Origin of the sequence: Pseudosulfitobacter pseudonitzschiae (assembly GCF_002222635.1) — a bacterium.
Lineage (GTDB): Bacteria > Pseudomonadota > Alphaproteobacteria > Rhodobacterales > Rhodobacteraceae > Pseudosulfitobacter > Pseudosulfitobacter pseudonitzschiae_A.
This window is the reverse complement of the sequence record NZ_CP022419.1, coordinates 62,559-76,564: the sequence shown is the minus strand read 5'-3', so window position 1 is coordinate 76,564 and position 14,006 is coordinate 62,559. Positions and strand designations below refer to the sequence as shown.

The window sequence follows — 14,006 nt, the reverse complement described above, 5'->3', positions numbered from 1 at the left end:
TCTCCGGTCTATTGTTTGAAATCAGGCGTGCGGCGGCTTTCGAAGGCGTCCAAACCTTCGGCCACATCCGCACTAGGCAGGGCGCGCACTGCAGCGTCACGTTCCAGTCGCATCTGCTGATCAACCGTCATGTCTGCGCCTTCGCGCGCCAGCCGTTTCATTTCGGCTATGCCGGGCCGTGATCGGGTTGCGATGGTCTGGCAATATTCCTGCGCCGCTATGTGCAGATCACTGTCCGGCACGATGTAGTTGATCAGACCCGCGTCTTTCGCGTCACCCGCCCCCAGCCAGCGAGCCGAAAACATCAGGTCCAATGCGCGGCGTTGCCCCATCAACCGGGTCAGCCTCTGGCTGCCGCCCCAACCGGGGATCAGCCCGAACTGGGCGTGCTGGTCGCCGAACTGGGCGGTTTCAGCGGCAAAACAGACATCCGCCGCCAGCATCAATTCGATCCCACCTGCAAGGCACAAACCTTGAACCGCGACGATGACGGGTAGGGGGCATTGCTCCAGCTTGCGCAGGTTGTCCATACCAAAGCCGATGAAATGGTCCAGCGCGACTGGATCGTATAACTTTTCCTTGACCTCGGTCAGATCGGCACCGGTGCAGAAATGCTTGCCCTGTGCGCGAATCAAAATGGCGCGTACCTCGCGGTTGGCCTCGAATTCGGCGCGGGCGGCAGCGATGCCCTCGTGCACCTCCAACGACAGGCAGTTGAACTTTTCCGGACGGCTCAACTCGATGATGCCGACATTTCCTTCGATTCTAGCAGTTACCGGAGTGCTCATTTCGCCGCCCCTTTGGATTTGTTGTCGTATTGCAGCGCAACCCGGCCGACTTTTTCACGCGCGATCACCAGTTTCTGGATCTGCGCGGTGCCGTCGCCGATCTGCAGGCCAAGCACATCGTTGTAGCGCTGGTGATGCGGCAGGTCGGTGGTGTAGCCATAATGCCCGTGCAGGATCAGGCATTGATGGATGATCTCGCAGCAAGTCTTGGGAAGATACCATTTGCACATCGCGGCTTCGGATGTGTGTGGCAGGTTCTGGTCCCGCAGATTCAGCGTATAATAGCAAAGCTGGCGCATCATCGTCAGCTGGGTTTCGGCTTCGGTCAGCGGAAAGCTGACGCCCTGATACTGTACCAGCGGCGCGCCAAAAGCCTCGCGGTCTTGCACGTAGGCCCAAGTTTCATCAACGGATGCCTGCGCCGCACCCAGACATTCCAGTCCAATCAGTGCACGGCTGAAATCAAATCCGGCCATGATCGAGCCAAAGGCGCGGTCTTGTTCGGCCATCATGTTTTCGGCGGGCACATATACATCATCGAAAAACACCGATCCCCGCCCGACAGGTTTGGTTCCGATATCGTCGAAATGGGTACGGCTGATGCCCTTTTCGGTCAGGTCTACGAAGAAGGCACTGACGCCTCTAGATCCGCCCTCGGGGTTGCTAGTGCGGGCAAAAACTACGGCTGCATCGGCCTGATCGGCAAAGCTCATCGAGGTTTTTTCACCGCTCAGACGCCAGCCGTTGCCAAATTTTTCGGCCTTGAGCTGCAGGTTGGCGGCATCCGAACCTCCACGCGGTTCTGTCAGACCCAACCCGATGACCACATCACCCGAGATGACTTTTGGCACCCATTCCGCCGCGATTTCAGACGAGGCATGCTTAGCGACCATGCCGCCCATAAGAGACCCAAGAAGCTGAATGTAGCTGGCGTTGAAATCAGCATAGGCGATCTCTTCGACAATCAGTCCGGCGGTGACGGACTCCAGGCCCAACCCGCCATATTCCTCGGGCAGGTCAGGGGCAATCAGGCCAAGCGCGCCCATTTCACGGATCAGTTCCCGATCAAACGTATGGCCCGAGGCCCGTTTCTGATAGCCAGGGGCCAATTTATCACGCGCAAACCGTGCGGCGAGATCGCGAAAGGTTTTTTGATCTTCTGTTGGCTGAAACTGCATTCCTAAATTTCCTCCCAGAGTGTCGGATTCTATCTTTTCATAAAACCTAACAAATGTTAGAAAGTGAGGCAAGCCGTAAAGGGAGATCTCCATGAATCAGAACCAAAAGAGAACGAGCGCATTCGATAATTTGCTGTCGCCGCTTCGCGTTGGGGCATTTGAATTGCGCAACCGCGTTATCATGGGCTCGATGCACACGCGGCTTGAATCCGGGCCCGATCCAATTACCAGGCAGGCCGCGTTTTACGCCGAACGCGCGCGTGGCGAGGTTGCGCTGGTTATCACTGGAGGGTTCTCCCCAAATAGCGAGGGGTTGCTGGAGCCAGGCGGTCCCCGTATGGACGATGCCGTCGAAACTGCCACGCTGCGGCCCATCTGTGATGCGGTCCACACAGAGGGCGCACTGATCTGCGCCCAACTTCTGCATGCGGGGCGGTACGCCAAGGTCGAAAACTGCGTCGCACCGTCGCCGATCCGCTCCCCGATCAATAAATTTGTTCCCCGTGAACTTACCCATGAAGACATCGTTCGCACGATCAATAATTTTGTCACCGCCGCTGCCAATGCGCAGGCCGCCGGTTTCGACGGGGTCGAGGTGATGGGATCCGAAGGCTATCTGCTGAACGAATTTACGGTGCCCCATACCAACAAGCGCACCGATGACTGGGGTGGCAGTGTCGAAAACCGCCATCGCTTGCCGGTAGAGGTCGTGCGCGCCGTGCGCGATCACTGCGGCCCGGATTTCATGATTATCTACCGGATTTCTGCTGCGGATCTGATTGAAAACGGTGCCCCTGCCGAAGAAATCGCGTTGCTGGCCCAGAAAGTCGAGGCTGCAGGCGCCGATATGCTGAACACCGGTATCGGCTGGCATGAGGCGCGCGTGCCGACCATCGCATATCCTGTGCCCCGCGGAGCGTGGCGTCAGGCAGCTGCGAATGTGAAGCGCGCGGTGTCGATCCCCGTCGTGGCTTCGAACCGGATCAACACGCCTGAACTGGCCGAGGACATTATCGCCAGCGGCGATGCGGATCTGATTTCGATGGCGCGCCCTATGCTCGCCGACCCGCATTTCGTCCGCAAGACTCGACAAGGGCGCACGGATGAGATCAACACCTGCATCGCCTGTAATCAGGCCTGTCTTGACTATATATTTTCGGAACGTGTGGCAGGATGTCTGGTGAACCCGCGCGCCGGGCGCGAAACTGAATTCCACGACAATGTGGCGACCGTGCCCAAAAAGATCGCCGTGGTCGGGGGCGGAGCGGCTGGCTTGGCCAGCGCGGCCGAGGCCGGACGGTTGGGTCACGACGTAACCCTATTTGAGGCCGCCGACACATTGGGTGGGCAACTGAATCTGGCACGCGCCGCCCCCGGCAAAGACGAATTTGACGAAACGCTGCGCTATTTCCTGGCGCAATTGCACAAACACGGTGTGGTCGTGAAACTGGGCACAGCTGCTTCAGCCACGGATCTGGGCGGCTTTGACCATGTGGTGATCGCCACTGGTGTGACGCCGCGATTTCCGGATGTGCCGGGTATCGACCATCCCAAGGTGGCGACTTATGCGCAGATCCTGTCAGGCGAACGCCGCGCGGGTGCGCGGGTTGCGGTGATGGGTGCAGGCGGTATCGGCTTTGACGTGGCAGAGTTCTTGGTCACGGCACCGGCCGAAACAGAACAAAGCGCCGTGTTCTTTAGTGTTTGGGGCGTGGATGGAAAGTTCACCCGGCCCGGGGCGCTGAGTGGCGATCCGCTGGCTCCGGTTCCTGGCACACGTGCAGTGACCGTGCTGCAACGCAAACCCAGTAAACCGGGCAAGGCTTTGGGCGTGTCCACGGGGTGGATATTGCGCAACGCCTTACGCAAACGCGGGGTCAAGATGCTGACCGGTGTCAGCTATGACCGGATTGACGATACCGGACTACACATCACGCTGGATGGCGCGCCAATGAGCGTCGAGGCCGACACGATTGTTCTGTGCACCGGGCAGGAGCCGGTGCGCGCGCTATATCAGGCGCTGACGGATCAGGGCGTTGTTGCCACCATGATTGGCGGCGCGAAAGAGGCCTCCGAGCTGGATGCGCTGCGCGCCATCGACGAAGGGGTCAGGCTGGTGCAGACCTTCTGATCCGCCTGATTGATGAATTCACCGGCCAAACGCGGCTGCGTTCTCGGTGATGAAACCCGCGAACCGGCGGGCAGGGCGGCCCAGAACGTCCTGCACCGTGGTTTCGGTGCCAGACAGATATCCTTTCGGGGCAAGTCCGGCCAGTTCTATCATCGCATCGGCGACCTCTGCGACCATGCCGGATGTTATCATATTGGCGCGCGCCTCGTCGGGGCCAACGGCGCGGCGAGTGATGTCGCGGCCAAGCGTTTGCGTCAGCAGCGCCGCAATATCGTCGCCGCTCAGTGCCTCGTCGCCGGTCAGCCCATAGGCTTTGCCAAGATGCCCCTCGCCGGTCAAAGCTTCGGTTGACACATCGGCGATGTCGCGGGCATCGACCCAGGAAACGGGTCCGCCCACATCGTCGAGGTAAGTGTTTCCATTGGCGATGCTATCGGACTGCCACAGCAGATTCTGCACGAAATAGGTCGGTTGGATCAACGTCCAGCCCATGCCGCTTTCCTTCAGCAACTCCTGGCTGGCCGAATGCCAGATGCCAAAGGTCAGCCGGGCCTTGGGCGAGGCCCCGAGCCCGGTCGACATGACCATATGCTGCACACCTGCGTCTGCTGTGGCGTGGACCACATTGGCCTTCCAGCGCCCCATTTCCTGATGTGCGGGCGTGACAAGGAACGCCTTTTGCGCCCCCTTGCAGGCCCGCGCCAGCGCGGCAGGGTCGTCGAAATCAGCCACCATGGCCTCGCAACCCTGCGCCTTGAGCGCCGCAATCCGCGAGGCATCGCTGGTCACGGCGCGCAGGGCGATGCCTTTGTCCGAAAGCGAAGAAATAAGGTGTGTGCCAATCGTGCCAGTGGCACCGAAAATAACGATCATGTCTGTTTTCCTTGCAATGCTTCGATTGGGGCGATGGTTTCCGGGTTCTGCACGGACGACAGATCGCCCGGATCCTCGCCCAGAAATGCTGCCCGCACGATGCGGCGCATGGTTTTCATCGTCCGGGTCTTTGGCAGGGCTTCGACGAAATGAATTTCGCGCGGGCGGAACGGTTTTGAGACCGCTGTGCCCACTGCGTCTTTTAGAAAGTCGACCAATGCCGCGTCGGGGGTCACGCCGGGGGCTGCGACGCAGACAACGACAACGGCGACACCTTTCAACGCATCTGGCGCAGCGATGGCGGCGGCGTCGATGACTTTGCCGGTCAGGGTCATGGCCGCCTCGATCTCGGGCGGACCGATGCGTTTGCCGGCGATGTTCAGAGTGTCGTCGGATCGGCCCAGAATATACCATGTGCCATCAGCATCATGACGCACCCAGTCGCCGTGGCACCAGACGCCGGGGAAGGTGGACCAGTAGGTTTCCAGATACCGCGCCTTGTCCTGCCAGATTGTCGGCGTCAGCCCCATGGGTGGTTGGGCCACCACCAACTCACCGACCTCGCCCAAATCAGCCTCTGACCCATCCGGGCGCAGAACCTTGGCGCCAACCCCCAACGCTTGCGTCGAGAACCCGCCCGGCGATAGCCGGTGCAACACCGTTGAGGTCAGGATCGCGCCAAACAGTTCGGTGCCGCCGGAAATATTCAGCGGGGCTGCGCGATGGCGGCATATATGCGCCAGTTGCCATAGCCAGGCATCGTCGGTCCAGGGCTCTCCGGTTGATCCGACGATGCGCAGTGGCGACAGATCGTATCCGGCCAACGGGGCAGGGTCCTGTACCATAAACTGACGCACCAGCGTGGGCGCCACGCCCATGTGGGTCACCTTCGTTTCGGCGGCAACGCGCAGCAAGCGAAACGGGTCGTCTGGCGTTGACGGGGCACCTTCGGCAAGCACCAGCGTGGCACCGGCCAGAAGAACCGAAATCAGGGTCAGCGGCCCCATGACCCAGCCCATATCCGTCATCCACAGATGCCGGTCATCGCGCTGAAGGTCGAGACACAGAAGGAAGTCAGTCGTTGCTTTGGCCTGAACTCCCAGATGCGTGTGTACCACACCTTTGGGCCGGCCGGTTGTGCCCGAAGTATAGGCGATCATCAAGGGACCTGCGGCGTCTACGGGAGCGGCGGGGAAGGTCGGATCGGCCGCTGCGATAGTGTCATGCCAGTCCAGATCGCGGGCCGGATCGGCGGATGTTCCCCCGAATCGGCGCAGGCTGATGACCGTTTGCACCAACGGAAGATCGTCTATCGCACTGACCAGTGTCCGCTCCATCGCCACCGGTTTGCCCCGGCGCGGTGACGCATCAACTGTCAGCACAGCCCGGGCGTTGCTGTCGTTCAGCCGTGCGGTGATTGCGGGAGCGGAGAAACCGGAAAACAACGGCACAGCGATGGCTCCCAACCGGGCAATGCCCAGAAACGCGGCCGCAATTTCAGGGATCATCGGCATATAGATGCCAACCGCATCGCCCGCGCCGATGCCCCGGGCGGCCAGAGCGCCGGCGACACGGGCGCTCTGCTCGGCCAGATCGTTGTAGGTCCAGCTGCGGGTGGTCCCGTCTTCTGCCACCCAGTCAATAGCGGTCTTGCCGCCAAGTCCAAGGTCAATTCGCGCGTCGAGACATGTTTGCGTCAGGTTGAGCGTGGCACCGGTGGCCCAGCGGATATTCTCGGGGCCGCCGGTGAAGTCACGCAGTGTATGAAAGGGATGCGAGAACCGGATACCGGCAAGATCAATAATCTTAGACCAAAACCAATCGGGGTCGGCGTTGGACCGTTCAAGCAGGTCTTCGTATGTATCCGTGCCACTATGGGTCAGAAAACCGGCAAGATTGCTGTTTTTACGGATATCATCGGCGGGATCAAACATGTCGGACCTTGTGAAAAAGGCCGCGCCGTAGCGCGGCCAGTTGAGGAGGTAGTTCTTTTATTTACCTTCCAGGGGGCGCACGCGCCCGACTAAAATGCCTAGCCGTGCATGGACAAGCCGCCCGACACGGAAATGACCTGACCTGTGATGAACCCAGCGTCCTCCGACGCTAGGAAGCAGACAATCCCAGGGTAATCTTCGGGCTGGCCAAGTCGCTTCATCGGAATGGCGCGTTTCAAGCCTTCGGCAATCTTTACGCCGGCTTCGCCTTCGGCAAAGCTTGCAAACAACGCTGTGTCAGTCGGCCCTGGAGATACGGTGTTCACCTGCACACCTTTGCGGGCCAGTTCGCGTGCGACTGTTTTCGAAAAAGAGATGATTCCGCCCTTGCAAGCCGAATAAACCGCTTCCCCGGACGATCCGACACGCCCGGCATCCGAAGCAATGTTGACCACGCGACCGCCCCCATTCTTAACCATTCCGGGCAGTACCGCGTGATGCATATGCAGCGGCCCATAAAGGTTTATTGCAATGATCTTGTCCCAGAGCGCGACATCGGTATCGAGGAACGGCTTTGCGACATCCCAGCCCGCATTGTTGACCAGAACATCGATAGGCCCGCCCGCTTCGAATGCAGTTACAGCGCTATCGACTGCGGCGCGATCCGCGATATCAACCGTGTAGGCGCTGGCCTTCCCACCATTTGCCTCAATAAGCGATACGGTTTCGGCCGCGCCGTCCGCATTGAGGTCAAACACCGCAACTTCGGACCCTTCTTCGGCGAAACGTTTGCACACTTCGCGTCCAATCCCACTGCCACCACCTGTGACGATCACTCTTTTACCTTGCAGTCCACGCATCCTGTAACTCCTCTTGGGCCCTTGCTGTTTAGTCGCGCACGGGCTAAAATCTAACATCTGTTTGAATTTATCTGCTTGATATCGGTGTGTCCAGAGGTATTTACCCATGAATATGACGCCCAAACCCCAAAACGCTGTGCTGCATGACGGACAGCCAAGTAAGTCCGAGCAGACGCGAGAGACGATCCTCGCGGCGGCGGCACAGTTTTTCCGCAATGAAGGGTACAATGCCGCGACCATGCGCAAAATCGCCAAAGTTGCAAATATGGAAGCTGGCAGCATCTACTACCACTTTTCGTCCAAAGAAGACATTCTGGGTGAAGTTATGGAGCTTGGGTTGCGCCGCCTTTATGTCGAGGCGTCGCGGGTTCTGGCCGAGGCTAGGGCGCAGGACAAGGATTTCCGACAGGTCCTGTCAGAGATGGTCGATACACACCTGACCTTTCTTTTGTCTGAAAGCGATTTTACATCCGCCAATATTCGCAACTTTCCGACGCTACCCGAAGAGTTACGCCAAAAACACCGGCCGCTGCGACGCGCATATTCCGACCTGTGGAACGGTTTCTTGGTAGAAGCCCAGCAGAATGGCTGTATTCGCACCGATATCGCGATCAGGCCTGTACGCCAGTTCGTGCTCGGCGCGCTCAACTGGACGGTCGAATGGTATGACACGGAGCGTTTTCCCGTCGCAACACTGTCCGAGCGGGTTACAAGGCTATTGCTGGATGGGATGGCCACAAAAGAGCACGCTCTGGTTCTTGTCCCCCGGCATCGCGACCGGCAGATTTTTGAACCGGAAGCCGATACCAACAAGGCAGCACGTACACGTATGCAAGTGCTATCTGCGGCCGCGCGGATCATCCGCGACCGTGGCTACAAAGCGGCAACAATGCGGGCCATTTCGACCGAGGCTGGGATCGAGGCCGGCAGCATCTACTACCATTTCGGGTCAAAAGATGACATTTTAGATGAAGTGCTGGATTTGGGGCTGCGCGATCTATTGAAGGGTGTGACTAGGACCGTTTCTGATTGGGAAAAGTTTCCTGATGACCTGAGCAGAATGTCTGCAGCGATCAAGACACATATGGAGTGTCTGTTTCAGGCCAGTGAATTCACTTCGGCAAATATTCGAATCTATGGTCAACTGCCCAGTAATGTGCGCGCTCGCCATTGGCCAGTGCGCCATGAATATGCGCAGCTTTGGGACCGCATTCTGAAAGATGCGCAAGACTCCGGTTGCTTGCGTTCCGATATCAGGATCGTCCCTTTGCGGCAGGTCATGTTGGGTGCATTGAACTGGACCGTTGAATGGTTTGACCCAAAAAAGGCGGGGCAGGAGGGAAATATCTCGTTGCCCGAACTTGTCGAAATTCTGCAAAAACTGCTTCTTGGCGGACTGTCAAAGTAAGGTCACGTGGTCGATCGCACGCCGGAAAGCCTGCTCAGGGGGCAGTTAACCTGTTTGATGCCGGACTTTTTTTGACGTCTCTCACTACAGGTGCCATTCGCTATAACAAATTGACTTCGGCATAGCGAATGCTGTACTGGACGCAAACGGTGTAGAGATGCGCATCCCGAAATCAGGCTAGAAACATGACTGTAGGTATCGAAGTAGGTATTTTTAAACTATTCATAAGGGCTGTTGAGCAATTCGTCCGAGGTCGATTAATACCGCCAGAACGACAGCACGAAACTGTCCGGATTGAGACGCTCTGCTATGGCGCGTTGAACTTCCAGTTGATGATCGGCACGAATGTGAAAATCGGCTCGCGGTGCCCGATTATGGACGACGGAATCAAAGAGCGGAAGGAACGGGGGCTGCCGGGGATCGCCAATTGCGATACGCCGAGTATCACGGCGGCGAAGCCGGACCGCAAGATGGATGAGCGCGTCTCGAAAATATTCGATGCGCTTATTGTCAACGCACACGGGTCGGATCCGGTGACCCTGGGCGGGACCGATCGCTTAAAAAAAGGCTTTCGCACGGCGATGGGAGTATTGGATAGCGGCCGTACCCGTTCCGGTGCGGGATATACGCCAGAAGACAACATCGAACTCCTATACCGCAATGCGCAGTTGCTGCGCTTCGATAGGGTCATCCGCCAGATCCAGCAGACAATCACTGGGCGGCGCAATCTGACCGGGTGGGCAGCATGACAACAGGGGGCGATGCAACGCGAAAGCTGGACCAGATGCCGCCGCAGTCGAATTATGCCGAGCTGACCGGAATCGATATCGTGTCGGTCGCGCTTGATTGCGCCGTGTGCAGCATGAAAGTGACCGATGCCCTGGCCAACCGCAACGGGGTGCTGCACGGCGGAGCTTTGATGACGCTTGCCGATAATGTGGCAGGGACGTTGGCATTCATCAATCTGCCTGCGGACAAAACGAACACCACCATTGAAAGCAAGACTAATTTTATGCGCGGCGTGCATGTCGGAGACACAGTGACCGCGCGTTGCGAGGCGTTGCAGATCGGCCGTACGTTAATGGTTCTTCAGGTCACCACGACACGCGGCGACGGAAAAATTGCGGCGGTCACAACCCAGACACATATGATTCTCAACTGGTCCAAGTGACCAGACGTAAAGAAAAAAAGGAAAATCCGTGACACACACCAATGCAATAAAAGTGGGTCCGCAGGCGACCTATGAACATTATCTGGCACAAGGAAAGTTCATGATCCAGCGGGCAAAAAACACAGGAGAGTACGTGTTCTTTCCTCGCGCCATTACGCCGACGGGTGCGACAGATCTGGAATGGGTGCAACCCGCAGGGACAGGAACCGTCTATGCGATTACCGTCAACCGCGGACGATCGGGGTCCACAAATGTGGCCCTGATCGAGCTGGATGAAGGGGTACGGATGATGTCCACGCTGCCCGATGTTGAAACCGCCCCGATTGGAGCACGTGTTGTTGCGCGGATTGAAGAGGCCGAAGCCGGCAATCGCGTGGTTTTTGATATGGCTGAAGGAGAGGCGGCATGAGCGCGCAAGATATTCGCGGAAAATCCGCAATCGTGGGCATGGCAACCGCCGGTATAGGTGAGGCACATGGCTTTTCGGCGATGGAATTGCTGGGTCAGGCGGCCGTTGCGGCCGTTGCGGATGCTGGCCTGCGAATGCAGGATATTGACGGCGTTTTTGCCGCCACCAGCGCACACGCTTTTCCAACAATGAGCGTGGTGGAGCATCTAGGCCTAAGGCCTCGCTATTTCGACAGCACCAATGTGGGCGGGTCCAGCTTCGAGTTGCACTTGCTTCAGGCAACCCTCGCGCTTGAGGCGGGGCTGTGTGATGCGGCGCTGGTCTGCTACGGATCGAACCAGCGGACGGCGGGTGGGCGACTTGTCTCGATGAGCGAACCGCAGTGGCACGAAACGCCCTACAACCCGCGCCACCCGATCACCGCTTATGGCCTTGCGGCCAGCCGGCACATGCATACCTATGGCACGACCCGCGAACAGTTGGCCGACGTGGCGCTGGCGGCGCGGAGTTGGGCAAACCTCAATCCCGACGCTTTTGCGCGCGGCCCTTTGACAAAAGACGAAATTCTGTCGTCGCGCATGATTTCAGATCCGCTGACTAAGGCGGATTGCTGCCTGGTGACGGACGGTGCTGCGGCCTGTGTGCTGACCCGTGCTCATCGCGCGAAGGACCTCCATGCCAAGCCGGTTTATTTCCTGGGTGCCGGGGCGGCGAACTATCACCGCTCTATCGTTGCCATGCCTGATCTGACGACCACGGCGGCAGCCGATAGCGGCCCCAGAGCATTGGAGATGGCCGGCGTCACGCGCAAGGATCTTGATCTGGTGATGCTTTATGATGCGTTCACGATCAACACGATCCTGTTCCTCGAAGATCTTGGGTTCTGTGCCAAAGGCGAGGGCGGCGCGTTTGTCGAGGACGGGCGCATCGCACCAGGCGGAGATCTGGCGGTCAACACCAATGGCGGTGGGCTGTCCTGCGTGCATCCGGGCATGTACGGCCTGTTCCTGATTGCGGAGGCCGTGGCGCAAATCCGTGGCGAGACCGGCGAGCGACAAGTTGAGAATTGCAACCTTGCGTTATGTCACGGCAATGGGGGCACCCTGTCCAGCCAGTGCACGGCGATACTTGGATCGGAGGCGACATTATGAAAGACCTGAGTCATATTGATGGATTGCTGGCACCGCGTTCGATCGCGGTGATCGGGGCATCTGAAGACGTTACGCGGATTGGTGGGCGTCCGATCGCCGCAATGCTGAAGGCCGGGTACACAGGGCGCATCCTTCCGGTGAACCCCAAGCGCGAGACCGTGCAGGGATTGAAATGCTATGCTAGCATCGACGACTTGCCCGAAGCGCCTGACGCGGCTCTGATTGCGGTGCCGGCCCGTCTGGTGCCCGAAACAATCGAGGCCCTGGGCCGCAAGGGATGCAAGGCAGCTACCTTGTTTTCGGCAGGGTTCGCCGAAGTCGGAGAGGAAGGCGTTGCCGCGCAAACAGAGCTGGTAGCGCTGGCGCATAAACATGGCATTCGCCTGCTGGGGCCGAATACACTTGGTGTCTACAACGTCGATATTGGCTATTACGGGACGTTCTCGTCTTCGCTTGATACCGGCCATCCGCGGCCCGGCAACATTGGTATTGCCAGCCAGTCGGGCGCGTTCGGCGCACACCTGGGGGCACTGGCGCGCGACCGTGCGCTTGGGGCGTCAGTGCTTATCACGACGGGCAATGAGGCCGACATCACCGTTGCGGATGCGATTCACTGGATGGCGCAGCGTGACGGTATCGACGTCATTTGTGCCTATATGGAGGCGGTGACCGATCCGGTCAGCTTGCTTGCTGCGCTGGAGGCTGCGCGCGATGCGGGCAAGCCGGTCATTGCACTGAAGGCGGGCCGTTCGGCCGTGGGTGCGCAGGCTGCGGCCTCGCATACCGCATCGTTGACCGGTGATGCCGTTGTCGCCGACGCGGTGCTTCACGATCATGGCGTCATCATCGTGCGTGATCCTGAATCCATGATGGACATCGCCTATGCCGCCTCGAAAAAGGTGCTCCCTTCGGTGCATTCACTGGGTGTCATTACTGTCAGTGGCGGCGCAGGCATTGTGATCAGCGACGAGGCCGAGCGCATCGGCCTGCCCATGCCCGCGATGCCGGATGCGGCGCAGGCGCGGCTCAAGGCACTTCTTCCTTATGCCTCGCCGGTCAATCCGCTGGACTGCACGGCACAGGCGCTAAACGATCCGTCCTTGCTTGAATCCTTCACGCGCGCCGCGCTAGAGGATGGCGGCTATGGCGCGGTTTTGTGTTTCTTGACCTATGTCGCAGGCAGCCCCGCAGTCTCGGATACAATCCTGGCGGCAATGAAACCGCTGCGCGCGGCCTACCCGGATCGGATTATTGCGTTCTGCGCGCTTGGTGCGCCAGAGGTGCTCGAGCGCTATGACGACGAAGGCATATTGGTGTTCAATGACCCGTGCCGGGCAACGCGGGCCATCCACGCAATCTGTAATGCGGGCGCGACGCTGGCAGGGGACCGACCAGCAAAGATGCCCGTACCCGACAAGATTGCTCTGCCGGACTGCGCACCGGATGAGGCGGAGGCCAAGAATATCCTGACAAAAGCGGGCATTGCCTGCGCGCCCGAGACCAGAACCAAGGACGTAGAAGAGGCCGTCACGGCGGCAGAGGCGTTGGGCTTTCCTGTCGTCATGAAAATCCTGTCGCCCGATATTATCCACAAATCCGATATTGGCGCGGTAAAGCTGAACATCGGCTCAGCTGAAGATGTGCGAATGGCCTTTGACGAAATCATGCAGGCGGCCAAAACCCACGTTCCTGACGCTGCAATCGGCGGGATTTTGGTGGCCAAGCAACTATCGGGCGGGGTCGAGTGCCTGATGGGGATTAACCGCGACCCGACATTCGGTCCGGTGGCTGTCTTTGGTCTGGGTGGCATTTTCGTAGAGCTTCTGGATGACGTGGCCCTGCGGACCTGTCCGTTTGACGTGGCGACGGCGCGGGACATGATCCTGTCCATTCGTGGTGCGCCCATCCTCAAAGGTGCCAGAGGACAGGAGGCCTCCGATATAGATGCGTTGGCGCAAATGCTGTCGAAGCTGTCGATTTTTGCAGCAGCGGCAGGAGCGCGTTTGCTCTCAATTGATCTGAACCCGGTTTTGGCTCTGCCGCAGGGGCAGGGGGCCTATGCCCTTGATGCTGTGATCGAACTGAACGAAGAGGCAAGCTGAT

At 58.9% G+C, this 14,006-nt stretch carries 12 protein-coding genes; 7 read left to right on the top strand and 5 right to left on the bottom strand.

Annotated elements, in window-relative coordinates; genetic code table 11:
* Positions 1-8 precede the first annotated feature (8 nt).
* Positions 9-788 carry an enoyl-CoA hydratase/isomerase family protein gene (locus SULPSESMR1_RS22605; protein WP_089423326.1) on the bottom strand — a complete coding sequence of 260 codons (780 nt, stop codon included), beginning with the start codon at positions 786-788 and terminating at the stop codon, positions 9-11.
* Positions 785-1,966, bottom strand: coding sequence for an acyl-CoA dehydrogenase family protein (locus SULPSESMR1_RS22600; RefSeq protein ID WP_089423325.1), 1,182 nt, complete (start codon positions 1,964-1,966; stop codon positions 785-787). Before SULPSESMR1_RS22600 ends, SULPSESMR1_RS22605 begins: the two co-directional genes overlap by 4 nt.
* 91 nt (positions 1,967-2,057) lie before the next feature.
* Between SULPSESMR1_RS22600 and SULPSESMR1_RS22595 the strand changes: the two genes are divergently transcribed.
* On the top strand, positions 2,058-4,097 hold the full coding sequence (locus tag SULPSESMR1_RS22595) for an NADPH-dependent 2,4-dienoyl-CoA reductase (RefSeq protein WP_089423324.1): 2,040 nt from the start codon (positions 2,058-2,060) through the stop codon (positions 4,095-4,097).
* 18 nt (positions 4,098-4,115) lie between these two features.
* On the opposite strand, the gene SULPSESMR1_RS22590 is transcribed toward SULPSESMR1_RS22595, so the two are convergent.
* The 3 genes from SULPSESMR1_RS22590 to SULPSESMR1_RS22580 form a co-directional block, all read right to left on the bottom strand.
* A complete protein-coding gene (locus SULPSESMR1_RS22590; protein WP_089423323.1) occupies positions 4,116-4,970 on the bottom strand; it encodes an SDR family oxidoreductase in 855 nt (284 codons plus the stop codon).
* On the bottom strand, positions 4,967-6,904 hold the full coding sequence (locus tag SULPSESMR1_RS22585; RefSeq protein ID WP_089423322.1) for an AMP-binding protein: 1,938 nt from the start codon (positions 6,902-6,904) through the stop codon (positions 4,967-4,969). The genes SULPSESMR1_RS22590 and SULPSESMR1_RS22585 overlap by 4 nt, the downstream gene beginning before the upstream one ends.
* 98 nt (positions 6,905-7,002) lie before the next feature.
* Positions 7,003-7,764, bottom strand: coding sequence for a glucose 1-dehydrogenase (locus tag SULPSESMR1_RS22580; RefSeq protein ID WP_089423321.1), 762 nt, complete (start codon positions 7,762-7,764; stop codon positions 7,003-7,005).
* Positions 7,765-7,870: 106 nt separating this feature from the next.
* Between SULPSESMR1_RS22580 and SULPSESMR1_RS22575 the strand changes: the two genes are divergently transcribed.
* From SULPSESMR1_RS22575 to SULPSESMR1_RS22550, 6 genes are all read left to right on the top strand, one after another.
* Positions 7,871-9,172, top strand: coding sequence for a TetR/AcrR family transcriptional regulator (locus SULPSESMR1_RS22575; protein ID WP_240311204.1), 1,302 nt, complete (start codon positions 7,871-7,873; stop codon positions 9,170-9,172).
* Positions 9,173-9,357: 185 nt separating this feature from the next.
* Positions 9,358-9,921 (top strand): hypothetical protein, encoded by a 564-nt coding sequence (locus SULPSESMR1_RS22570; RefSeq protein WP_157729103.1) that lies wholly within the window; start codon positions 9,358-9,360, stop codon positions 9,919-9,921.
* A complete protein-coding gene (locus SULPSESMR1_RS22565; protein WP_089423432.1) occupies positions 9,918-10,343 on the top strand; it encodes a PaaI family thioesterase in 426 nt (141 codons plus the stop codon). The genes SULPSESMR1_RS22570 and SULPSESMR1_RS22565 overlap by 4 nt, the downstream gene beginning before the upstream one ends.
* Before the next feature lie 28 nt (positions 10,344-10,371).
* Positions 10,372-10,752, top strand: a complete 381-nt coding sequence (locus SULPSESMR1_RS22560) for a Zn-ribbon domain-containing OB-fold protein (RefSeq protein WP_205387935.1) — start codon at positions 10,372-10,374, stop codon at positions 10,750-10,752.
* Entirely contained in the window at positions 10,749-11,903 is a 1,155-nt protein-coding gene (locus SULPSESMR1_RS22555) for a thiolase (RefSeq protein ID WP_089423319.1), read from the top strand. The genes SULPSESMR1_RS22560 and SULPSESMR1_RS22555 overlap by 4 nt, the downstream gene beginning before the upstream one ends.
* Positions 11,900-14,005 carry an acetate--CoA ligase family protein gene (locus SULPSESMR1_RS22550; RefSeq protein ID WP_089423318.1) on the top strand — a complete coding sequence of 702 codons (2,106 nt, stop codon included), beginning with the start codon at positions 11,900-11,902 and terminating at the stop codon, positions 14,003-14,005. The genes SULPSESMR1_RS22555 and SULPSESMR1_RS22550 overlap by 4 nt, the downstream gene beginning before the upstream one ends.
* Position 14,006 lies beyond the last annotated feature (1 nt).